Below are 22,080 nucleotides of genomic sequence, written 5' to 3'. Positions count from 1 at the left end.
AGCTGAATTTCATCAGCTCTATGCTTAAAATAGATTCTTTTTTTACAAATACTGAGGGCATACCACGGCAGGGCAGATCAGTCTTGGACATCTTGGTCTTCCGTCAGTAGGACAACATTCATTTGAACAGTTTCCGATAATAATACCGCTTCCATTGATTCCTTTTAATTGCTCCCTTGAAAGTTTGTTGTTACGTAAATTTTTCATTTTTTAATATTTTATAGGTTAGTTTGATAGGTATAAAGATAAAAAAATCCATTAAATAACACCAGGAATGTAATTTTTTTTTCTTTTAGCATTTCCAGGGATTTGAAAAAAATCAGTTAAGAATATATATTTTTTTTGAGGATATTCTTAAAATTTACTATCTTCACTGATCAATTTAAATAAAATATAATGACAGGAACAGTAAAATGGTTTAACGAAACAAAAGGTTTTGGTTTTATTACACCAGACGGAGGCGGAAACGATATTTTTTGCCATCATTCAGCCATTCAGTCTTCAGGCCTTAGATCTCTAAAAGAAGGACAGGCAGTAGAATTTGAGATTAAAGAAGGTAAAAAAGGACCTGAAGCAGACAATGTTAAAGTAGTAGGATAATCACTTATTAAGATATTGTTTAAAATAAGCTGCCATTTCAGGCGGCTTTTTTTATGGGTTTGGGCGTGAAAAATTTGTTCGATGCAAAATGCCATTTGGCTGAACAGTGCTTAAACGTTAACTTAATTTAAAAGAGAGTTTTATCTGTTTAACCCTAGGATTTGCCGTTCAAAGAAAACTAAAATAGCAATAGGAACAATTTTTGGAGTAATTTACACCACTATTTAGAAATATATGTTTGACAAGCAGCAACGAAAACTGAAAAGATCAGCCAGGCTTATTTCCGTACTCAGTAAATACGGGTTTAAAGATATGCTGGCAAGAATGAATACAGGAAATAAGCAGGAACCGGTTTCTGTTGATCCGGATGAGGTCATTTCTAAAGGGACAGTATATGAGAGGATCAGACTGGTGCTGGAAGAGCTTGGACCTACATTTGTAAAGCTTGGTCAGACCTTCAGCAACAGAGAAGATCTGCTTCCGCCTGAGCTCATCCAGGAGTTGCAGAGACTTCAGGACAAGGTGGATACGGTGGATATGGATGTAGAGGAGATTCTGGAAAATGAATTCAATATATCTGTTAAAGATCATTTTCAGGAAATCCAGAAAGAACCTTTGGCCACAGCATCTATTGCACAGGTTTATAAAGCGGTTTTGATGGATGGAAGTCCTGTGATTCTCAAACTCAAAAAAGCTGATGTACAGACCGTTATTGAAGATGATCTGCTTCTCATAAAAGATCTGGAAAAGCTGGTTTCTGCTTATTCTGAAATTGGAGAAAAGCTCAATCTGAAACAGGCGATCTCTACTTTTGAGAAATCTTTACTGGAAGAAGTTTCCCTGATCAACGAAAAAGAAAATATTCTGCATTTTGCCCGGAATTTTAAGAATAATAAGGAAACATATGTTCCGAAGATCTATGAAGAATATTCCAACAACAATATTCTATGCATGGAGTTTATTGACGGGATTAAGGTAACCGACAAAGCTTCTCTTTTAGCCCATAATATCGATCCTGTAAAAGTATCCGAAGTAGGTTTGAGGTTGTTTGTTTCCCAGATTCTGGATTACGGATTTTTCCATGCTGATCCGCATGCCGGTAATATTTTGGTAAAAAAGGATGGCAAAATTGTTTTTATAGATTTCGGTGCAGTAGGAAAAATCCAGCCTAATGATAAGGAAATTCTTGAAAGTCTGATCGTAAGTTTTGTGGCTAAAAATCCACATAAAATTGTCCGCTATCTCAAAAAAATGGCAGTCAGCTACGAAATTCCTGATGAAAGAAGGTTTGAAAATGACGTAGAAGATATTTTAAATTTTGTTCACAGCTCATCGCTGCAGGATATTAATGTTCAGGTGATCATCAATAAAATGAAGGATATTCTGAAGGATAACAGGCTTTACATGCCGGACTATTTTTATCTTCTGTTTAAGGGGATTAGTTTAATAGAAGGTGTCGGAAGAACAATCAATCCCGATCTGGATATTGTGAAGAGTTTGCATCCTTATACCAGAAAAATCCTGACGAAAAAGATCAAGCCAAAAAATCTTTTAAAAACCGGGATGGACCGGATGATGAATTTCACAGATAATGTAGATGAAATTCCTAAAGAGCTGAGATCTGTGCTTCAGAAGCTCGATGATAATAAATTCACCGTATCCAGCGAAATTAAAAATATTGAAAAAACCAATCAACTAATTAAATCCAGTATTGTCAATTTAATTTTAGCTATGGTTTTGGGGGCCAATATTATTGCCACAGCTATTGTTTTTGTTTCAGAATCAGGTCCACGGATCGGTGAAATGTCTTTAGTGGCAGTTTTAGGCTTTGCTTTTTCTGTTATATTGGTTTTAGTGATTTTACTGAGAGTGACGAGAAAATAAGAAGCAGGATTTCGGGGTACGAGTTTTGAGGTTCATGTTAGAAATTAGTGATGAAGTTATAATTCATCATTCATTAACCTAAGCTCTGCACCCTTTATCCTGGAATCCGAAACCCGCACCCATAAACTATCCTCAAACCCTGTTACCCTCAAACTCTCCAACCCACGCTCAACCTCTAAATTTAAATACCTATCTTTGCACCATGGAAAAACTCACTTTTGCGGATTTTGACCTGCCGGTTAAAATTCTTGATGTTTTAGCGGATCTGGAACTATTCGAACCTACACCTATTCAGGAAAAGAGCATTGGCCCTATACTTTCCGGAAGAGATGTGATGGGGATCGCACAGACCGGAACCGGGAAAACATTGGCCTATCTTCTGCCCGTTCTTAAAACATGGAAATACAACAAAACAGGGAATCCTACTGTTTTGATTCTTGTTCCTACAAGAGAATTGGTGGTACAGGTAGCTGAAATTGTTGAGAAACTGACAGAAAATATTACCGCAAGGGTAATCGGAATATACGGAGGAAAAAATATCAATACGCAGAAACTTTTATTTAATAACGGATGCGATATTTTAGTAGGAACTCCGGGAAGGGTAATGGACCTTGCTATTGACAATGCAATTTCATTGAGAGAAGTTCAGAAGCTGATCATTGATGAGTTTGATGAGATGCTGAACTTAGGTTTCAGGCCACAGCTTACCCATATTTTCGAAATGATGAAGCCGAAGAGACAGAACATTCTTTTCTCGGCCACCATGACGGAAGCGGTAGATGAAATGCTGGATCAGTATTTTGCCAGTCCGGTAGAAATTTCATTGGCCAAATCAGGAACGCCTCTTGAAAAAATTGAGCAGACCGGTTACAAAGTGGAAAACTTTAATACAAAAATCAATCTTCTTGAGCATTTACTGAAAAATAATGAGGATGAAATGTCCAAGGTGTTGATTTTCACTAATAATAAGAAGAACTCTGATCTTCTGTTTGCTAAAATTGATGAACTTTTCCCTGAGCAGTTTGATGTGATCCACTCAAACAAATCTCAGAACTACAGGCTTAAGGCCATGAAAAGATTTGAAAACGAAGAGATCAGAGGACTGATTACCACCGATGTAATGGCCAGAGGTCTGGATATTTCGGATATTACCCACGTTATCAACTTTGAAACACCTGAAATTCCTGAGCAGTATATCCACAGAATAGGAAGAACGGGTAGGGCAGATAAAGACGGTAAGGCAATTACTTTCGTGACTAAAAAAGAAGAAGCTTATGTTCTTGACATTGAGCTCTTAATGGATAAAGATCTTAAGTTCAATGATTTCCCTGCAGAGGTGAAAATCAATCCTAAGAAAATTGCTTCCGAAGAAGATGTGATCATCATGAAAAATCCTGCGCAGGTAAAACTGTATGAAGGAGGAGGAGCATTTCACGAGAAAAAGGATAAAAACAAAAAAGAAAACTGGGGAGGACCTTCCAAAAGGAAAGCGCCGAAGAAATTTGGAGCTAACAGAGCCCAGCAGAAATCGATATCTGTATCGAAATCCAAGAAAAAGAAATAAAAAAAATCCCGTGAAGGGATTTTTTTGTTTATAACAGGTATTATTTCATATAAGGTTTCATCACCCTCGCCCAGATTTCATAGCCTTCCGGGGTGATGTGAAGCATGTCTTCAACGAAAAGATCTCTTCTTACATTTCCATTAGAATCTTCCATGGCTTTAGTAATATCGATGAATTCTGCATTAGGTTCTTTTTTCATGAAAGCGGCAATCTTTTTATTCGTTTCTTTCATCTGTGGCCACAGCATTTCGCGGCTCGGCGAATATTTTATGGAAATATAGTCCACTTCAATATCCGGAAATCTTTCACGGATCTTTTTATAGAACGTTTTAAACCTTTTCACCACAACTTTAGCTTTCAGGTTATGGTTGTCTGCAAAATCATTATCACCGCAGTAGATGATGATCTGTTTAGGCTGATAAGGGCTCAGTAGATCGTCGGCAAAATCATTCAGGTCCGTCATTCTTGAACCTCCAAAACCTCTGTTAATAATTGTTTTGTCAGGAAAATAGCTGGCAACATCTGTCCATTTTGTAAAAGAAGAGCTTCCTATCAGAAGGATGGCACCTTTTGGCGGAGGATTTTCCTGGTCCGCTTTTTTGAAATTCTGAATGTCCTGCCAGAACATCGGCTTTTTTTCCTGTGAGAAGGACAAGGCAAAATACAGCAGTAGAAATACTGAAAGAATCTTCTTCATTGCAATCAATTTTTAAAATATCTGATAAATGTAATAAAAAACTCCCGATAAAATCGAGAGTCTGTGTTTATCTTTTATAGGTCACATAAGTGAGATCATCCGTACCGTCACCGTTCTGATCAAAGGTCCCAAACAGTTGGGCCAGTTTCAGATCCTGGCTTGTAAGGACTTCCACTCTGTACCATCTTTCAGTATCATTATCATTTTTAATGCTCATCAGCTTAGATTCTTCTGTATATGTAAACTTCCCTTCGGTTTTTCCGCTTATCTGGCATTCAAGTCCGATGGCAGAGTAATACGTATAGCTGGTATAATAATCACTTCTGAAGTGCAGAATATCTTTAGCTTGACAGTCAGACGGAGTGTCTGTCTGAAGTACTGTTTTATTGTCTTTTCCGGAAATAATTTCTATTTTGCTTACCTTCCAGTCTCCGCTCATCATTTCTAATTCATAGGCTTCAATATTGTCATCTTTACATGAAGTTAGCGCCAAAGCTGAAAAGGCAAATAAAAGTAGCTGTTTTTTCATTTTCACAAATTTAAGAATACGCTAAAATATAAATAAATTTGAAATATCTATAATGAAATCAAGCTTTTTTAAACGAATGTTTATAAATAACCGTTTTTTTTATAGAAGAGGAGGCTAAATATGAAAATTTTAGGTTGCAGAAACTAATCATGGTTCGAAAATTCCGTCTTTGATCATATATCAGACGCTCAATCGACAGCAACTCGTATCTACACTCATTTATTCTCAAACCTTCAATCTATCACTCCGAAATCTAATAACTCATCTCAACAATCTTATAAGCATCCTGAGGGGTCAGTTTCTTGTACTCACCAAGTCCGGACCAGCTTCTGTCTGTAAAAGCTTTTTCCACTCTTTCAGCAGTACCTTTGTAATCTTCCGTATATTCCGAAAGCTTTGTTTTGATATTCAGGCTGTGGAAAAATTCTTCCATTTTTTTGATTCCAAGTTCTGCTTTTTCCTCTAAGGTTCCGTCTTTAATTCCCCAAACTCTTTCAGCATACTGTGCCAGCTTTCCTTTTTTCGTTTCAAAATTATAACGGTAATGGGAAGGTGCAATAACGGCTAAAGTTCTTGCATGATCAATCCCGAAATAAGCAGTCAGTTCGTGTCCCATGGCATGTACAGCCCAGTCCGTGATTACCCCTTTCTGGATAAGTCCGTTCAGAGCCATCGTACAGCACCACATAAAGTTTCCGGCAGCATCATAATCAAAATCATCAGGCAGAACTTTTGGAGCCGTTTCCTGAAGACTGATGAGAATGCTTTCTGCAATTCTTTCCTGAAGATCAGCAGAAGAAGGGGCTGTCATATACTGTTCCAGAACGTGGGTGTAAGCATCGGTAATTCCGTTCACAATCTGGTTTTTAGGAATTGTTCTGATTACTTCCGGATCCAGTACTGAAAACTGTGGGAAAAGCCCCGGACCACCGGAAGATAATTTCTCATTAGTTTCTCTTCTTGAAATGACATAGGCCGAATTCATTTCAGAGCCTGTTGCCGGCAATGTAAGAATACTTCCGAAAGGCATTCCTTCCCCTTCAAATGTTCTCACTGAATTTTTAAGGATTTCCCAAGGTTCGCCTGCATAGTTGGCAGCGGCAGAAAGGAATTTGGTCCCGTCAATAACAGATCCACCGCCTACAGCAAGAAGGTAGTTGATATTTTTTTCTTTGATAAAGCTTAAAGCGTTAATCAGTACTTCATATTCCGGATTGGCAGGTACACCTCCGAATTCATATAAATCATGATCTTTCAAAGCTTCCTTTACCTGATCGTAAACACCATTGTTTTTGATGCTTCCGCCTCCATAGATCATTAATATTTTGGCATCTTTTGGAACTTCACGTGAAATTTTAGCGATCTCGCCTTTTCCAAAAAGTATTTTTGTCGGATTTTTAAATTCGAAATTAAGCATTGTTCTAAATTTATTTGATCCAAATTTAAGCAATGCAAGTTGAAAACTGAGTTAATGAAATTTTAAAATTCCTATCGAAGTCTTTTATAATAACAATATAAATTTTACCTGCTCTGAAAGATCTTGGTTATGTTTTAACGCAGAGTTTATATAATTTGAGGTTGCAGAACAGGAATCAACAAAGTTGATTTCATCCAAGCTATAACATAAAAAAATCTGTACAATCTGCCTAATCAGCGAGAATTTAAATATAAAATATCTCGATATTACTTTCTTACTTCTACTGAGAAATGGGTTGATTACAATTCTCACTTTTAAAATAGACACCTTTACTTGTAGATTCCAGTTTTCCGGTTTTTCTGTTGATCTTTATAAAGTAAGATTCTTTCATTTCCGGGCAACCTTTAGACTTTGAAGCATACAGATAAATATGCTTGTCCTCAATCTTATAGGAGCCACTCAGTTTATTGCTTGTATCTATTTTAAAGCCATAGGTTTGAGCCAATAGAATAGCTTCCGGAAGATTGTCAACCGTTCCGATGAAATCTCTCAGTTGCTGTTCATTAGAGAAATACACGGATCGATCTTTTTTGCAGGCAAGAATATATGTGAAACATTTTTCACCAATGCATTTCTGGAAAAAACCTCTCTCAGGAAGAGGCTCATTAATGGTCATGAAATCCGGCATCTGGCTTTCGTAGATCACAGCTTTTTCCGGATCAGGATCATTGGTAAGTACCCTCCAGTAGCCATAGTCTTTGTCCGGAACAATGAACGGATATAAATATTCAGCGGTGTCCAGAATATCAGGAATTTTTTTGAAATCGGGGGGAATTGTATTTTGGGAAAGCAGCAAGCTTGGTATCAGAAAAGAAATGATCGAAATAATTTTCATACTTATTATTTTCTTAAATAGTATTAGGACTGTTTAACTATTGCAGGACAATTTTATAGTATCCTTTTTCGTCTGTTACATCAATACCAATCCCTGTAAATGTTAATTTATTGATCTGGTACCCATCACAACCCCCTTTAAATTCTGAAGACTGTATTGAAAAGTCAAAAGCTTTAACATTAGATTGGAAAGTATAATTTTTTGTCCCATTATAAGCACCCACATTTTCTAAAATAATCATATCGTCGGATGTTTTGGTCAATTGTATTCCAACCTGATTTTCGTCCTTTATCGAATAGGCAATAAGTGTTCCGTTCGTGATTAGATTTTCATCATTAGAATCAACGAATTTAAAAGCAATCGTCTGCGGGGCATTATAGCAATCTTCACCACAGCCTGTGAAAATAAAAGCCATTAAGAGGAATATGAATATATTTTTCATGAGATCTTGATTAATTTCTGTGAAAAGTAAAATTAATCATTAAACAGTTGTAGTCAAAAAATAATTTTGTTCCTGTAGCAGTATTTTTTGTCATTTGTCAATTAATTTAAAACCAAAATCCATTACATTTGTTATATGATACACGACCAACGAGCAGAAAAATTCAGGCAGATCGTGGAGAATAAATTCCAGATCTACAATTCATTATTTATGAGCCTGCCTTATGATAAAATGACCAATATCGGGATGCTTCTCCCGTTCCTTTACGAGGAAAGCCGAAACGGATATGAAGAAGGCAAAACCCCTGAGGAAATTGTCGAAGAATTCTTTAAAAACCATACAGATCTTCAAACAGAAGAGCAGAAAATAGAACTGCTTTTTAAGATCATACAGTACATAGAAAGACAGGTAGTTTTGTTTGATAGTATAGAAGATGCTGCATTTCCAAACCTCCATTCTGAAAGCGACAGCGGAACAGTAACTAATCTGTTTGAACGTTCATACCAGGACCATAAACTTGAAAAAGTCCGTGAAAAACTGAAGGATTTTACGGTAAAAGTAGTTTTTACAGCGCACCCGACCCAGTTTTATCCAAGTTCGGTACAGAGGATTATCCAGGATTTACGGGGAGCTATTACCAGTGATTCCGTTACCCAGATTGATATGCTTTTGCAGCAGTTGGGAAAAACGCCTTTCGTTAATAAAGAAAAGCCGACTCCAATTGATGAAGCGCTTAGCATTATTTCTTATTTAAGATATGTTTATTACGATACGATCGGAGAGCTGTTTACCAAAATCAAAAAAACGTTTGGAAACGGTCATTTCCATCTTCACGAAGATCTTATTCAGCTTGGCTTCTGGCCGGGTGGAGACAGGGACGGAAACCCGTTTGTAACCGCTGATGTTACCAAAAGAGTAGCAGAAGAGCTCCGTTCCGCAATTCTGAAATCTTATTACAGTCATTTAAAATTTATAAGAAGAAGGTTAAGCTTCAGAGGAGTTTCTGAAGTATTGACAAAATTAAGCGATGAGCTGTATGGAGCGATCTTCAATGGAAATATAATTACAGCAGAGGATATTCTGAAAAAAGCAGACGAAGCTGAAAAAATACTGGTGAAGGAGCACAATTCCCTGTTTTTAGACCTGCTGGCTAATTTCAGAGACCGTGTGAAAATTTTCGGAACTCATTTTGCAACGTTGGATGTTCGCCAGGACAGCAGGATCCATCAGAAAGTTATTGATGAGGTTTTTGCAAAAGTTTATGGTAATATTGAAGCTAGTGAAGAAGAAAAATTCGATAAGCTGATCCAGCTCAATCATAAAGTTAATGCAGATCAGTTTGAAGATATTGTGAAAGATACCTTACTAACAGTTTCACAGGTTTCCGAGATTCAGGATCTTAATGGGCAAAGGGGAATGAACCGCTATATTATTTCGAATTCCGATGCCGTAAAAGATGTGATGAATGTGTATGCATTCTTTAAAATCTGCGGATATCAGGATCAAGAAATTAAAATGGATATTGTTCCGCTTTTTGAAACCATGGAAGGCCTTGCCAATTCCGAAAATGTCATGAATGAACTTTATCAGAATCCGGTGTATAAAAAACATCTTGAAAGCAGAGGAAACCAACAGACTATTATGCTTGGTTTTTCAGACGGAACAAAAGATGGCGGATATCTGAAAGCCAACTGGGAAATTTATAAGGCGAAAGAAGTTTTAACTAAACTTTCCGTTCAGAATGGAATTAAAGTAGTGTTTTTCGACGGCAGAGGTGGTCCTCCGGCAAGAGGAGGAGGGAAGACCCATGATTTTTATGCATCACAGGGAAATACGATTGCCAACAATAAAATTGAACTGACCATCCAGGGACAGACGATCACCAGTATTTTCGGAAATAAAGAACAGGCCAAATACAATTTTGAGCAGCTTCTTACTGCCGGAGTTGAAAATGATGTCTTTAAAAATTCCAAAAAAGATCTTACAGAAAAAGAAAGAAAACTGATCGCCGAGCTTGCCGACATCAGTTACAAAAAATATTCAGACCTTAAAGCTCACCCAATGTTTGTTCCTTATCTCCAGGAGATGAGTACTTTGGAATATTACGGTAAAACAAATATCGGAAGCCGCCCGTCCAAAAGAGGGAATGGCACTGAACTGAAATTTGAAGACCTCAGGGCAATCCCATTTGTGGGATCATGGTCTCAGCTGAAGCAGAATGTTCCCGGATTTTTTGGGTTCGGGTTTGCTATGCAGCAGATGAAAGAGCAAGGAAGGCTGGAGGAAGTGAAAGAACTGTATAAAGGCTCGGATTTCTTTAAAACTCTAGTTCTGAACTCGATGATGAGCATGAACAAATCTTATTTTCCGCTGACGTATTACATTAAAAATAATCCAAAATTTGGTGCATTTTGGAATGTTCTTTTTGATGAATATATACTTTCAAGAGACATTATGCTTGAGCTTACCGGCTTCAAAATGCTGCAGGAAGAAGATCCGCTGTCCAGAAAATCGGTGAAAATCCGTGAGAAGATCGTACTTCCGCTGTTGAGTATCCAACAGTATGCGCTGATGAAAATCCAGAAAGGTGAGGGAAATAAAGAAGCTTATGAAAAGCTGGTGACCAGATCATTATTCGGAAATATTAACGCGAGCAGAAATTCAGCTTAACTAAATATATTAACGCCTCTCAATTTGAGAGGCGTTGTTTTAACATTTGGCTAAAGCCAATTTGATTGGTGATAAAAGTGAAACGGGCTAAAGCCCTTTTCTATTGAAATTAAACCTTGATAAGGGTACATCTTTGGTAGTTTATTGAGGGAATAGTTTGTACTTTCAGCCTTAATAATTTTACTTTTTAAGTGTGACAATGAAATGGCAAATCCTTTCCATTGATTTGAACTTGTAGCATTTATGTTATTTGTGGTTGAAAATAAATTCAGGATTAGGAATATCAAATAACTATTCCTTTAAAAACTTCTCATAAAAAAGTTGATCCTTCGCCTGGATTTTCAGATAATAAGTTCCTTTCGGAAAATCTTCCACTTTTATAGATTTCTGACTGTTATTTTTTCTGATCAGCTTTCCTAAATTATCATAGACTTCTAGCGACAGGATTTCGCTTTCAGAAGCCACATTCAAAATATTTTTAGCAGGATTCGGGAAAATGGCAAACTTTTCTTTCTTCACCATTTCAGAAGTATTTAATACCTGATTATAAAGGTTTCCAAAATTAAGAATACCATAACCCATCTGATCTGTGTGAGCCGGATAAAGTGAAGCGGTCTCTCTCAGTTTGGTTCTCATCATTTCCCTATTCATGGAAGGAAAAGCCTGGATGAAACATGCCACGCCACCGGCAGCTATGGGCGTTGCAATAGAGGTTCCGTTTACCGAAACTAAAGTACTGTTGTTAACTGTAGCAGATGCGGTTCCTCTTGCACTTCCATCAGGTTTTACCACACCAATGGCATTGGGGCCATATGATGAAAATCCTGAAGAACTTCCTGCATCATCTACTGATCCTATACTGAATACCTTAGCATTGTCTGCAGGAGTCATAATATAATGCCATGGCTGCTGGCCTGAATTTCCTGCCGCTGCAAGAACGAAAATTCCTTTATTAGCAGCTATTTCAGCAGCTCTTGCGATGAAAGAAGTCGTTCCATTCATATCTGAGTAGCTGTAACTGTACCGAGAATCGTCAAAAACATTGTATCCAAGAGAAGATGTGATGATATCTACCCCTTTTCTGTCTGCTTCTTCGGCTGCTTCTATCCAGTATAATTCCTCTTCCGGAATTTCACCAACCGCATTTTCACTGCGGTAAAGATAGAAATCGGCATCCGGAGCGGAACCTACAAAAGTGTTTTCGATATAGCCTCCGATGGCTCCCAGCACAGCAGATCCATGATTGCTGATAGAAGGGTTGTATACGTTGCTTGTTTTGGTTACAAAGTCGTAAACAGCTTTAATATGATTGTTATTCCTTAATCTTTCAAAGGCAGAACCGGTATCTACATAAGGAAAGCCTGCATCGATAACTGCAATGGAAACTCCTGTTCCTGTAAATCCGGCGAGGTGAAGGGGTCTTATATTGATCTGGTCGATCTGTGCAGAACCCGAACCATAATCAAAAACAGTCAGGGTCTTTTGAGTCTCAGAAGAAAAATTCCATTTATCCTGATGTGCTGTTTTAGGAACAGAACTGGTGTTTCTTGCAAAGCGTCCTACTGACGATACATAGGGTTGGGCCTGTAAAGTTGTTATTTGTGTCGGAGTTGCATTTACAGCCGCTCCGTTAAGCCATTTGGAATAATCTGTAACCGTAAAACCGAGGTTCTGAAGATTCTGGATATAAGACTGTTCAATCGGGGCATCCTGATCATTTAACGGAATGCCCAGAGAAGTACGTCTGTTAAGGGATTTTTGTGTCAGTTCTGAAAGAGGGTTTGCATAAAAAGCAGCTTTATTCGGTTTGCCTGTAAAATAAACAAAAACAAGCTCTGTCTGCGCATTTACGGTAGAGTAACCCACTAAAAGACAAAAGAGTAAAAGTTTTTTCATAAAGTTATTTTTTATAAAGATAAAACAAAATCAATAAAATTTTTGATAGGATTTTAAATTCCTTATTTTTACACAAATATTTATTTATGAAAAAAATTCAGATGGTTGACTTGCAAAGTCAGTATTACAAAATAAAGAATGATGTAGACAATGCGGTTTTAAATGTAATGGATTCTGCGGCTTTTATCAACGGCCCTGAAGTAAAGTCTTTCCAGAATGAATTGGAATCTTATTTAGATGTAAAGCATGTGATCCCGTGTGCTAACGGAACGGATGCTTTGCAGATTGCGCTGATGGCTTTAGACCTGAAAGAAGGGGATGAAGTGATCACTGCAGATTTCACTTTTGCTGCTACAGTAGAAGTTATTCATCTGCTTAAACTGAAATCAGTGCTGGTAGATGTAGATTACGATACATTCACCATTTCTACAGAAGAAATTAAAAAAGCAATTACGCCAAGAACAAAGGCAATTATCCCGGTGCATATCTTCGGGCAGTGTGCCAATATGGAGGAAATCTTAAAAATTGCCGAAGAACATAATCTTTATGTCATTGAAGACAATGCACAGGCAATAGGAGCACAGTATACGTTCTCTGACGGAACTGAAAAATATGCAGGAACTATGGCAACTGTGGGAACTACTTCTTTTTTCCCTTCTAAAAACTTAGGCTGTTATGGTGATGGTGGAGCTATTTTTACCAATAATGATGAACTGGCACACCGTTTAAGAGGAATTGTTAATCACGGAATGTACGAGAGGTATTATCACGATGAGGTAGGAGTGAACTCAAGATTAGACAGTATTCAGGCTGCAGTTTTGAGAAAAAAACTTCCGAATCTTGATTCTTACAATGACGCGAGAAGAAAAGCAGCTGATTATTATGACGAAGCTTTTGCAGGAAACGAAAATATTTTAACTCCAAAAAGGGCGGAATATTCTACTCATGTATTTCACCAGTATACTTTGAGAATCCTGAACGGAAAACGTAATGAGCTACAAAAATACCTTATGGAAAAAGAAATTCCTGCGATGATCTATTATCCGGTAGCCTTAAGAAAGCAGAAAGCTTATTATCAGGAAAGCAATGATGCAGATTTTGTGAATACAGATAAGCTTTTGGACCAGGTAATTTCTCTTCCGATGCATACGGAACTGGATGAAGAGCAGCTGAAGTATATTTCTGATGCTGTGCTGGAGTTTATGAAGTAAGACTATGCTTCACGATGAAAGAATACTTAAAAATAAGTTTGCTTATTTTTTTGCAATTATTTTCGTCCTTTGCTGGATGATATTTTTTGCATATAATATGTTTAAAATTTTTTTAAGAGGATATGGATTGGCAGAAGAGTATACTGCATTTAAAATACCTATTTATGCATTATATTTTTTAATACTTCCATTATTATCTGTTACATTTGTGAGTATATTTAAAGAATCTAGGAAAATGTTTTTCTATTTAAACATCTCTTTATTCTTAATGATTATTTTTCATGCAATAATTTTTTATGTTAAATATCAAAGGACTGCCAGTCCTGCAACATATTTATTTTTATATGTTTTTTCAAATTTATTATTTGTTGTAGGTCCAGTTGTACTTATAAATTATTTTAAACATATTCCAGCAAAAAACGAAATAGAAAACATAGGAAAACACAACGATTAAAAAAAATATTAAACAAAAAAAATGGCAATACTTGTTACAGGAGGATTAGGATATATAGGTTCCCATACGGTAGTAGAACTTATCAATAATGGCTTTGATGTTGTCATTGTTGATGATCTATCCAATTCTGAAAAATTTATTTTAAAAAATATCGAAGAAATTACAGGTAAGAAGCCCGTTTTTTATCCTTTCGATTTAAAGAGGAGAGAGCTCCTTACTCAGGTATTTGATGCTCACCCAATTGAAGGATGCATCAATTTTGCAGCTTCCAAAGCGGTTGGAGAAAGCCAGGTAAAGCCTGTGGATTATTATGAAAATAACTTATTCACACTCATTAACATTCTTCAGGAGTTTAAGGAAAGAGGAATTTCAAATTTTATTTTCAGCTCTTCATGCACGGTGTACGGACAGGCAGAGAAAATGCCGATTGATGAAAATACACCATTGAAAATGCCTGAAAGCGTTTATGGTAAAACAAAACAGATGGGAGAAGAAATTCTGATTGATTTTGCGAAAGCTTATAACAGAAGAATTTCTCTTTTGAGATATTTTAATCCAATCGGAGCTCACCCGTCTGGAAAATTAGGAGAACTTCCATTGGGAGTTCCTAATAATTTGATTCCATATGTTACTCAAACTGCTGCAGGAATCCGCGAGAAGCTGAATATCTGGGGTGATGACTATGATACGGAAGACGGAACTGCGGTTCGTGATTATATTTATGTTGTCGACCTAGCTAAAGCTCATGTAAGTGCACTTAAGAGCTTGTTACAGAGCAGTGAAGAAACAGTAATTGATATATTTAACCTGGGAACAGGAAAAGGATCATCTGTTCTGGAAGTTGTGAAAGCATTTGAAACGGCTAATGACGTGAAAGTCCCTTACCAGATCTGCGCCAGGAGAGAAGGGGATATTACCATTGCTTATGCTAATGCGGATAAGGCTGAAAAAAAACTTCATTGGAAGTCCGAAACTTCATTAGAGGAATCTTTAAGAACAGTCTGGAAATGGCAGCAGTATCTTGACTCAAGAGCTGTTTAGAAAAGAACTTAAAAAACAATTATAATAACAAAAATCTTTTCCTGCAATAGGAGCTCTTTTATCAGTTTAAAATAGCAATTATGCCGGAATTTTAATTGACACTATTATGAAAACACAAAAAATAGGTATTACATTTTCCTCATTCGATCTGCTGCATGCCGGTCACATTAAAATGCTTGAAGAAGCTAAAACAGTATGCGATTATTTAATTGTAGGGCTGCAGATAGACCCTTCCCACGACCGTCCGAATAAGAACAGACCGAGTCAGACCATTGTAGAAAGATATATTCAGTTAAAGGCTGTAAATGCTGTTGACGAAATTATCCCATATTACACAGAAGAAGATCTTGAAGATATTTTAAAGTCTTTTGTTATTGATGTAAGAATTATTGGTGATGATTATATGGACAGGGATTTCACCGGTAAAAAGTATTGTGAAGAGAAAGGAATTGAGATCTTTTATAATAAAAGAGATCACAGGTTTTCCACCAGCGACCTTAGAAGAAGAATTTATGAAGCTGAAAAGGAAAAATCCGAACACCCTGAAACCGTAAAATAAAAAAAATCCCGAAAAATATTTTTCGGGATTTTTTGTGTATTACATTGGAGCTTGCTGATCGTCGCCAGCTGCATTGGAATTGATATCTTTTTTCCTTTTAGGCTGTTCTACCTTCTCACCCTGTTTGAACCTGTAGGTCAGGGAAACTGAGAACTGTCTCGGCTGCCATTGCATATAAGAATCTCTTACGCTGTTTGCTGTATATGTTGTAGATCTCATCGCTCTGGTATTGAAAATATCCTGAACGTTAAACGCTAAAGTTCCGTCACCTTTCCAAATTGTTTTAGATGCACCGAAGCTGATGGCATACATATCTTTTCTATCCTGGTAAGCCGTTTTCTGGCCTCCTCTGTAGAATCCTTGTAGTTGGAAACTGAATGTTTTATCCACTTTAATGGTTGAAGAAAGTCTCGCTCTTGTTGAAAAACCTTTGCCATTAAAATCAGCAACAGCCTGAATAGGGTTTCCATCTTTATCAAAGGTGTCATATAGAGTGCTGCCTTTTGTATTGTAACCAAACATATCTACATTTCCTAAGAATTTCAACCAGCTTGTTGCATCCCAGTTGAAGTTTAAATCTAAACCGAAACGGTCATCTGTACCAAGATTAAGTGGTTTTGTGTGAGATTCTATACGCTTTGGATCAATAATAGCCCCATTTTCATCTGTAGCCAAAATATTATACACTAACATTTTTGTATCATCAGTCTGATGTCTGTAATACAGCGTAGGGTTAATTGTGAATTTCTTTTTTGAAATGCTGTACCCAAATTCAAAAGAATCTACATATGATGGATTAAGATCAATGTTTCCGTCAAAAATATTTTGGTTATCATTATAACTTGGGTTAGGAATCATAAAGAATGATCTTGGGCGGTCTATTCTTCTTGTGTAGTTTAATAGCAACTGATTATCCTTAGCGAATTCATAACTTAAATAGACGCTTGGGAATAAGTTATTGTAATTTTTAGTAGTTGCAGGTACATTTTTCTTGGGATCAAGGCTTAGGTAATTAATGTCTACATTCGACAATTCATCTCTTACACCCACCTGATAACCTAATTTTCCGATTTTACTTTTGAACTGTAAATAAAAAGCATTGAAAGTCTCCTTATATGTTGCATCATAAGTATATGGCTTAAGGAAATCTAATGGCTTTGTTGTCGTGCTCTCACGAACATCATTACTATAATCATTGGTATTGATATCAATTCTATATCCTGCTTCTAATTTTGAATATTCACCAATAGGCAACTCATAATCAGCCTTACCAATAACAGATCTGTTGATGGTATTTTGATTAATGATATTTTTCAGATTATCATTAGTATCATCAATATTAGTATCGTTGTATGATCGGCTTCTCTGTAAACTTAATGATAATGATAAATTTTGTCCTTTATCATCAAATTTATGATCTAGTCCGAAATCACCTTGAAAAGCGAGGTTGTTGTTTGTTCCGAAAGTACTTCTGTTTGATGTATAAAAAGGATTTGTAAGAGGAGTGTAGCGATAATCAATATTTCCGAAATTTTCACTGTCAAAAGTTCTTACGGTTCCGGATGCGTTTACTGAGGTTTTTTCGGAAATGTCATAAACGATACCTGCAGAAGCGTTATAGTTGTTATTTTTACTTTTAGTTTCAGAGTCGGTATTTCTTTGTACCAAATCATCCTTTAATACAGCATTGTTAAAATAATCATCATTTCTACTGGTATTTTTTGATTCTCTGTAACCTCCGCCGCCATTTAGAAACCATGTAAAATTTCCTTTTCTCCAGTTAAGATTCGCATTAAGGCTGGTTTGGGGAAGATAACCTAAAGCCCCGATAACACTACCATTAAAACCGGTCTTCTTGCTTTTCTTTAAAATAATATTCAAAATACCCGCTGTACCGCTAGCCTCGAACTTAGAAGAAGGGTTGGTGATTACTTCAATTTTCTCGATCTGGTCTGCAGGAATACTCTGAAGTGCATTGGCACCATCATCTATCCCAAGAAGGGCAGAAGGCTTCCCGTTGATCAGGAACTTTACATTGGAGCTTCCTCTCATCGAAACAGTACCATCAGTATCCACGGAAACGGAAGGAACATTGGAAAGCACATCCTGAAGATTTCCTCCCTTGCTTACAATATCCTGGGAAGGATCGTAAGTCCTTTTGTCAAGCTCCACTTTATAAGGTTTTGTTGCCGCTGCAGTGATCACCACGCCTTGTATTTCCTGGGTTTTGCCATCCAGAGTTGTTGCTGCTTCCGGCTGAATGGATAAAGCTCCAATATTTCCGGGACCTGCAATGCTTTTATTGACCACACTTTTCTTGTAGTCGATGGCTTCTACTGTAATGTCGTAATTTCCAGGAGCCAGTTCCAGCTTGTACTGTCCTTTTTCATCGGTCAATACAGCATCGCTTAATGTTTTGTTCGCTTTATTGCTGAACGTCACAGAAGCGTAAGGAACCGGCTGGTTGTTTTTGTTGACAATCATTCCCGTAACTCCTGCTTTTTCCTGGGCAAATGCCATGGCAGCTGCCGAAAGTACAAAAGTAAGCGCTAGCGTTTTTTTTGTGAAAATGTTGACAATTTCCGTCTGATTCATAAGGTATTTTTTGTGTAAAATCGTAAAAGTATAAGTCTTAATATTGTGAAATCATTAATTGGTTCTGATTCCAGATATTACGATTTATGTATTATTTATAGATGTATAAGTCGTATAGAAGTGTTAAAAGTTAATTATCATATTGTTAATAAAAGTTAAATTTATCTTTTATTTTATATTTTTTGAATTCAGCCAGTCCTGATAAGCTTTCGCATTGATGGCATGCTCTTCAGCGCTTGCTGTAAATTTATGATAGCCAAATCTTGCAGGGTCAGCACACATAAATATATAATTGTTGTTTTCTGCATTCAGAACCGCATCTACAGAGCTTTTATCTACTACGCAGATAGGCCCTGGAGGAATTCCTGCATTTGCATAGGTATTGTATGGTGATGGCGTAGACAAATGTTTATAAAGTACTCTTTTGATCGGATCTTTAAAATTGGTCTGTTTGTTAATTGCATAGATCACCGTAGGGTCAGACTGTAGCTTCATTCCTTTTCTATAGCGGTTCAGATATAATCCTGCAATCGTTTTCATTTCATCCTTTTTCCCGCCTGACTCTTTATAAACGATAGAGGCCAGCGCATAGATCTGATCTCTCGTCAGGCCGGATTGCTGTTCCTTGTTTTTTCTTTCAGCTGTCCAGAATTCATTGTACTGTTCATCAAACTTTTTGAAAAATTCTCTCGGGCTTACCGTCCAGAAAAAATTATAGGTATCAATGAAAAAATATTTTTTTAAATCTTCTGCATTTTTGTACCCCTTTTCTGCTGCTACTTTATCCAGGTCGTTTACAAAATGTAAAGAGTCCAGCTCCGTTTTTTTTGTAACCTTTCCTATCATCTGGTACATATCTCCAAAATCACCGATTCTGAAACTGTTTTCAGACTGATTTCCTGCTTTAATCATGTTCACAAGGTTGGTATTTCCTGCTCCTGACTGGAAATGATAGCGCCCCGGTTTAAAAAACTTATCAAGATCTTTATCCCTGGCAACCGCTTCAAAAACTTCCTTATCTTTTACATATGGACCCACAGAATCAAGAATCTGCTTGAAATCCGCTTTATGGGGAATCAGAACATATCCGTCTTTCTCTACGTTGTTTCCATAATATTTATTATAAAATCTCAAACCAAAAAATCCTGCCGCTCCTACAATAATGAGAGCGATAATGAGAACAGTTTTTTTCATTATTAAAAATTTGATTAAAAAGTTTAGTTTTTAAATAAGATCTATTTTACCTCTAAAAACTTGCTTTGCGGGACCTTCAAGCCAAATGTTTTGGAATGAATTTCCGTTTTTTTCAGCATGAACCTTAAGATTTCCTCCTAAAGTTTTAACTTTTACGGAAATTAGATTGTTTTTTTGCAGAAAAGTTAAAGCAGAAGCTGTAACTCCTGTTCCGCAGCTGTAAGTTTCATCCTCAACGCCTCGTTCATAGGTTCTTACGAAAATTTCATCATCAGTAATTTTTTCTACAAAATTCACATTGATGCCTTTTTCCTTATAATTTTCCGAGTTTCTGATGCCGTGTCCTTCTGCAAAAACATTGTAATTCACCAGATCTTCTACATATTTTACATAATGAGGCGACCCTGTATTCATCACAGTGTCTTCACCATCGCCGGAGATGGTATCCACATCAATCATCTTTAATTTAATGATACCGTTATGGATCTCTGCTTCATGTTCACCATCTGTTGCAATGAATTTACATTTATCTTCAAAAATATCCAGAAAGAAAGCAAATGCTACCAGGCATCTTCCGCCATTTCCACACATGGTGCTCTCGCCACCGTCAGAATTATAATAGACCATTTTGAAATCATAGGCATCATCATTTTCCAGGAGGATAAGTCCATCGCCACCAATTCCGAAACGTCTGTCACATAGTTTTTCAATAAGATCTTTCTCTTTAGGGAACTGCAGATCCCGGTTATCAATCATGACAAAATCATTTCCAGTCCCTTGATATTTATAAAATTCCATATTTTTAGTCTAAAATTAACGAGCAAAATTAATATATTTAAAATGAAAAACGAACAGTGTTAGCTGTCCGTTTTCTTATTTATAATCGTTTTATCTAAATCCACCTCCGCTTGACTGCTGTCTCGTAGAACCGCTGCTTTGCTGAGTGTTACCCTGGGTGCTTGTACTTCCTCTGAACCCACCGGAAGACTCTGTTCTGGTACTGTTCTGGTTCTGGTTGTACTGTTGTGTATTTCTGAACCCACCACTGCTTTGGTTATTCTGGCTTCTCTGATTGTTCTGAGAATTTCCGCCTGAATTTCTAAAGCCTCCGTTATTTTGGTTGCTCTGTGGTCTTTGGTTGTTATTAGAATTGCTGTTATTCGAATTTCTGAATCCGTTATTACTGCTGTTATTTCTTGTGCTGGTTCCTCTGTTGTTATTGAAACCGTTATTATTATAATTACCTCCGTTGTTAGTATTAGTACGGGTATTCTGGAATCCGTTATTTGGTCTCTGTGAAGTTACCGTAGTTCTTCTTTCAACGTATACTTTTCTTCTGCTGTCACCTGAATTATAGTAATAATAAGGAACACCGTTATCATAATAATAATTGACATCGTTTCTGTAATAATAGCCGTCATTTCCATAATAACCGCCGTTTCCGTAATATCCGGAAGGTGCATAGTAATATCCGTTATTATAATACGGATCTCCGTATCCGCCATTGTTTGCATATCCGTCACTATACGCCAAACACGATGTTAAACTGCTTATAGCTACGATACTGAATGCTATTTTAAATAAATTTTTCATGACTTTATTGTACTTTTTTCTTTTAAACTTTTTTTCCAATTAAGGTATCCTAAGATAGCCATTATAGTAAATACCAAATATTGAACCGAAGTGATACCAAGTTCCTTAAAAATCATCATAGGGATACAAATAAAATCTCCGATGATCCAGAAAATCCAGTTCTCAATGCGTTGTCTGGCCATGAACCACATACCTACTAAAAATATAGAGGTGGTGATTACATCCAGCCAATTCGCCCAATCCAGATGATACAATCCTAAATGAGTACCCTCCATAGAAAATTGATTGTCAATATAAGGTTTGTAATAATAAATAAGGGTAACCAGTGCCATGCTTAGTACAAAAAGCACTCCTGCGAATATTCTCTCTTTTTTTGTTGCCCAGCTTACCTCTACATGAATATGGTCTTCAGAATTTTTCGACCAAAGAATCCAGCCGTAAATACTCATTGCGGTATAATACACATTAATCATGCAATCTCCCAGAAGACCAAAATTAAACAGAATATAAACGTATATCAGCGTAGAAATAATGCCGGTAGGGTATACCCAGATATTCTTTTTTATTGAAAAATAGACGCTCAAAATTCCGAAAAATGTACCGGTGGCTTCCAGCAGAATTTGTAGACCACTGTAGTTTTCATACGGCTTTACAAAAAGATCATATAAATTCATGCGATCAAAAATAAGCAAAAATTAGCACTTTTGAAAATAAATTAAATAATGTGTAAATCAGTTTTTTAAATATTTTTATTTAAAATAAATTACGAAAGTTTATTAATAAACGTTAAGGTTTGTAATTTTTTTATATTTTCGTAAATCTTTAATTAAATAAAAAAA

20 protein-coding genes are annotated in these 22,080 nt (G+C 36.6%); 8 read left to right on the top strand and 12 right to left on the bottom strand.

The annotated features are described in order from the left end of the window. Window positions 1-42 precede the first annotated feature (42 nt). Complete coding sequence (locus tag ACTJIV_RS08495) at window positions 43-207, bottom strand: hypothetical protein (RefSeq protein ID WP_167409427.1); 165 nt, start codon at window positions 205-207, stop codon at window positions 43-45. Between the two features lie 189 nt (window positions 208-396). On the opposite strand from ACTJIV_RS08495, the gene ACTJIV_RS08490 reads away from it, so the two are divergent. The 3 genes from ACTJIV_RS08490 to ACTJIV_RS08480 all read left to right on the top strand — a co-directional run bounded on the left by ACTJIV_RS08490 (window position 397) and on the right by ACTJIV_RS08480 (window position 4,048). Next, window positions 397-600, top strand: a complete 204-nt coding sequence (locus ACTJIV_RS08490) for a cold-shock protein (RefSeq protein ID WP_167409426.1) — start codon at window positions 397-399, stop codon at window positions 598-600. 234 nt (window positions 601-834) lie between these two features. Beyond that, entirely contained in the window at window positions 835-2,484 is a 1,650-nt protein-coding gene (locus ACTJIV_RS08485) for an ABC1 kinase family protein (protein ID WP_440626831.1), read from the top strand. Window positions 2,485-2,686: 202 nt separating this feature from the next. Beyond that, the gene (locus ACTJIV_RS08480) at window positions 2,687-4,048 is read left to right on the top strand and encodes a DEAD/DEAH box helicase (RefSeq protein WP_111957651.1); all 1,362 of its coding nucleotides are present in this window, start codon (window positions 2,687-2,689) and stop codon (window positions 4,046-4,048) included. 40 nt (window positions 4,049-4,088) lie between these two features. Here ACTJIV_RS08480 and ACTJIV_RS08475 read toward each other — a convergent pair whose 3' ends face one another. From ACTJIV_RS08475 to ACTJIV_RS08455, 5 genes are all read right to left on the bottom strand, one after another. Next, complete coding sequence (locus ACTJIV_RS08475) at window positions 4,089-4,745, bottom strand: GDSL-type esterase/lipase family protein (protein ID WP_440626828.1); 657 nt, start codon at window positions 4,743-4,745, stop codon at window positions 4,089-4,091. A 67-nt stretch (window positions 4,746-4,812) separates the two neighbouring features. Beyond that, the gene (locus ACTJIV_RS08470) at window positions 4,813-5,274 is read right to left on the bottom strand and encodes a lipocalin family protein (protein ID WP_111957647.1); all 462 of its coding nucleotides are present in this window, start codon (window positions 5,272-5,274) and stop codon (window positions 4,813-4,815) included. A 253-nt stretch (window positions 5,275-5,527) separates the two neighbouring features. Further along, window positions 5,528-6,691 carry an iron-containing alcohol dehydrogenase gene (locus ACTJIV_RS08465; protein WP_440626826.1) on the bottom strand — a complete coding sequence of 388 codons (1,164 nt, stop codon included), beginning with the start codon at window positions 6,689-6,691 and terminating at the stop codon, window positions 5,528-5,530. Between the two features lie 280 nt (window positions 6,692-6,971). Further along, complete coding sequence (locus ACTJIV_RS08460; RefSeq protein WP_440626824.1) at window positions 6,972-7,586, bottom strand: hypothetical protein; 615 nt, start codon at window positions 7,584-7,586, stop codon at window positions 6,972-6,974. A 37-nt stretch (window positions 7,587-7,623) separates the two neighbouring features. Then, complete coding sequence (locus ACTJIV_RS08455) at window positions 7,624-8,028, bottom strand: hypothetical protein (RefSeq protein WP_440626822.1); 405 nt, start codon at window positions 8,026-8,028, stop codon at window positions 7,624-7,626. A 135-nt stretch (window positions 8,029-8,163) separates the two neighbouring features. Between ACTJIV_RS08455 and ACTJIV_RS08450 the strand changes: the two genes are divergently transcribed. Continuing rightward, the gene (locus ACTJIV_RS08450; RefSeq protein ID WP_440626820.1) at window positions 8,164-10,698 is read left to right on the top strand and encodes a phosphoenolpyruvate carboxylase; all 2,535 of its coding nucleotides are present in this window, start codon (window positions 8,164-8,166) and stop codon (window positions 10,696-10,698) included. A 291-nt stretch (window positions 10,699-10,989) separates the two neighbouring features. Here the strand turns inward: ACTJIV_RS08450 and ACTJIV_RS08445 are convergent, their stop codons facing one another. Then, a complete protein-coding gene (locus tag ACTJIV_RS08445; protein ID WP_440626818.1) occupies window positions 10,990-12,594 on the bottom strand; it encodes a S8/S53 family peptidase in 1,605 nt (534 codons plus the stop codon). An 86-nt stretch (window positions 12,595-12,680) separates the two neighbouring features. Here ACTJIV_RS08445 and ACTJIV_RS08440 point away from each other — a divergent pair, with 86 nt between their 5' ends. From ACTJIV_RS08440 to ACTJIV_RS08425, 4 genes are all read left to right on the top strand, one after another. Continuing rightward, complete coding sequence (locus ACTJIV_RS08440) at window positions 12,681-13,805, top strand: DegT/DnrJ/EryC1/StrS family aminotransferase (RefSeq protein ID WP_440626816.1); 1,125 nt, start codon at window positions 12,681-12,683, stop codon at window positions 13,803-13,805. A 4-nt stretch (window positions 13,806-13,809) separates the two neighbouring features. Next, window positions 13,810-14,259: a hypothetical protein gene (locus tag ACTJIV_RS08435; protein ID WP_440626814.1), complete on the top strand. Its 450-nt coding sequence runs from the start codon at window positions 13,810-13,812 to the stop codon at window positions 14,257-14,259. 21 nt (window positions 14,260-14,280) lie between these two features. Further along, window positions 14,281-15,300 carry a UDP-glucose 4-epimerase GalE gene (galE, locus tag ACTJIV_RS08430; RefSeq protein WP_440626812.1) on the top strand — a complete coding sequence of 340 codons (1,020 nt, stop codon included), beginning with the start codon at window positions 14,281-14,283 and terminating at the stop codon, window positions 15,298-15,300. Window positions 15,301-15,406: 106 nt separating this feature from the next. After that, entirely contained in the window at window positions 15,407-15,859 is a 453-nt protein-coding gene (locus ACTJIV_RS08425) for an adenylyltransferase/cytidyltransferase family protein (protein ID WP_111957629.1), read from the top strand. A gap of 39 nt (window positions 15,860-15,898) precedes the next feature. Here the strand turns inward: ACTJIV_RS08425 and ACTJIV_RS08420 are convergent, their stop codons facing one another. The 5 genes from ACTJIV_RS08420 to pnuC form a co-directional block, all read right to left on the bottom strand. Beyond that, window positions 15,899-18,454 carry a TonB-dependent receptor domain-containing protein gene (locus ACTJIV_RS08420; RefSeq protein WP_111957627.1) on the bottom strand — a complete coding sequence of 852 codons (2,556 nt, stop codon included), beginning with the start codon at window positions 18,452-18,454 and terminating at the stop codon, window positions 15,899-15,901. A 168-nt stretch (window positions 18,455-18,622) separates the two neighbouring features. Continuing rightward, complete coding sequence (gene mltG, locus ACTJIV_RS08415; protein ID WP_440626809.1) at window positions 18,623-19,648, bottom strand: endolytic transglycosylase MltG; 1,026 nt, start codon at window positions 19,646-19,648, stop codon at window positions 18,623-18,625. 30 nt (window positions 19,649-19,678) lie between these two features. Further along, window positions 19,679-20,446 carry a diaminopimelate epimerase gene (gene dapF / locus ACTJIV_RS08410; RefSeq protein WP_223558814.1) on the bottom strand — a complete coding sequence of 256 codons (768 nt, stop codon included), beginning with the start codon at window positions 20,444-20,446 and terminating at the stop codon, window positions 19,679-19,681. Window positions 20,447-20,536: 90 nt separating this feature from the next. Beyond that, window positions 20,537-21,241, bottom strand: coding sequence for a hypothetical protein (locus ACTJIV_RS08405; RefSeq protein ID WP_440626806.1), 705 nt, complete (start codon window positions 21,239-21,241; stop codon window positions 20,537-20,539). Further along, window positions 21,238-21,915 carry a nicotinamide riboside transporter PnuC gene (gene pnuC / locus ACTJIV_RS08400; protein ID WP_440626804.1) on the bottom strand — a complete coding sequence of 226 codons (678 nt, stop codon included), beginning with the start codon at window positions 21,913-21,915 and terminating at the stop codon, window positions 21,238-21,240. Before pnuC ends, ACTJIV_RS08405 begins: the two co-directional genes overlap by 4 nt. Window positions 21,916-22,080 lie beyond the last annotated feature (165 nt).

This window comes from Chryseobacterium sp. 22532 (assembly GCF_052044665.1).
Lineage (GTDB): Bacteria > Bacteroidota > Bacteroidia > Flavobacteriales > Weeksellaceae > Chryseobacterium > Chryseobacterium lathyri.
Note: the sequence above shows the minus strand (reverse complement) of the source record. Positions and strands in the feature narration are given on the sequence as shown.

Bases quoted from the DNA above. Each gene is read 5' to 3' on its own strand.
- ACTJIV_RS08495 (WP_167409427.1), bottom strand. From the start codon at position 207: ATGAAAAATTTACGTAACAACAAACTTTCAAGGGAGCAATTAAAAGGA.
- ACTJIV_RS08435 (WP_440626814.1), top strand. From the start codon at position 13,810: ATGCTTCACGATGAAAGAATACTTAAAAATAAGTTTGCTTATTTTTTT.
- ACTJIV_RS08445 (WP_440626818.1), bottom strand. From the start codon at position 12,594: ATGAAAAAACTTTTACTCTTTTGTCTTTTAGTGGGTTACTCTACCGTA.
- ACTJIV_RS08475 (WP_440626828.1), bottom strand. From the start codon at position 4,745: ATGAAGAAGATTCTTTCAGTATTTCTACTGCTGTATTTTGCCTTGTCC.
- ACTJIV_RS08485 (WP_440626831.1), top strand. From the start codon at position 835: ATGTTTGACAAGCAGCAACGAAAACTGAAAAGATCAGCCAGGCTTATT.
- ACTJIV_RS08480 (WP_111957651.1), top strand. From the start codon at position 2,687: ATGGAAAAACTCACTTTTGCGGATTTTGACCTGCCGGTTAAAATTCTT.
- pnuC (WP_440626804.1), bottom strand. From the start codon at position 21,915: ATGAATTTATATGATCTTTTTGTAAAGCCGTATGAAAACTACAGTGGT.
- ACTJIV_RS08460 (WP_440626824.1), bottom strand. From the start codon at position 7,586: ATGAAAATTATTTCGATCATTTCTTTTCTGATACCAAGCTTGCTGCTT.
- ACTJIV_RS08420 (WP_111957627.1), bottom strand. From the start codon at position 18,454: ATGAATCAGACGGAAATTGTCAACATTTTCACAAAAAAAACGCTAGCG.
- mltG (WP_440626809.1), bottom strand. From the start codon at position 19,648: ATGAAAAAAACTGTTCTCATTATCGCTCTCATTATTGTAGGAGCGGCA.
- ACTJIV_RS08455 (WP_440626822.1), bottom strand. From the start codon at position 8,028: ATGAAAAATATATTCATATTCCTCTTAATGGCTTTTATTTTCACAGGC.
- dapF (WP_223558814.1), bottom strand. From the start codon at position 20,446: ATGGAATTTTATAAATATCAAGGGACTGGAAATGATTTTGTCATGATT.
- ACTJIV_RS08465 (WP_440626826.1), bottom strand. From the start codon at position 6,691: ATGCTTAATTTCGAATTTAAAAATCCGACAAAAATACTTTTTGGAAAA.
- galE (WP_440626812.1), top strand. From the start codon at position 14,281: ATGGCAATACTTGTTACAGGAGGATTAGGATATATAGGTTCCCATACG.
- ACTJIV_RS08405 (WP_440626806.1), bottom strand. From the start codon at position 21,241: ATGAAAAATTTATTTAAAATAGCATTCAGTATCGTAGCTATAAGCAGT.
- ACTJIV_RS08440 (WP_440626816.1), top strand. From the start codon at position 12,681: ATGAAAAAAATTCAGATGGTTGACTTGCAAAGTCAGTATTACAAAATA.
- ACTJIV_RS08470 (WP_111957647.1), bottom strand. From the start codon at position 5,274: ATGAAAAAACAGCTACTTTTATTTGCCTTTTCAGCTTTGGCGCTAACT.
- ACTJIV_RS08490 (WP_167409426.1), top strand. From the start codon at position 397: ATGACAGGAACAGTAAAATGGTTTAACGAAACAAAAGGTTTTGGTTTT.
- ACTJIV_RS08450 (WP_440626820.1), top strand. From the start codon at position 8,164: ATGATACACGACCAACGAGCAGAAAAATTCAGGCAGATCGTGGAGAAT.
- ACTJIV_RS08425 (WP_111957629.1), top strand. From the start codon at position 15,407: ATGAAAACACAAAAAATAGGTATTACATTTTCCTCATTCGATCTGCTG.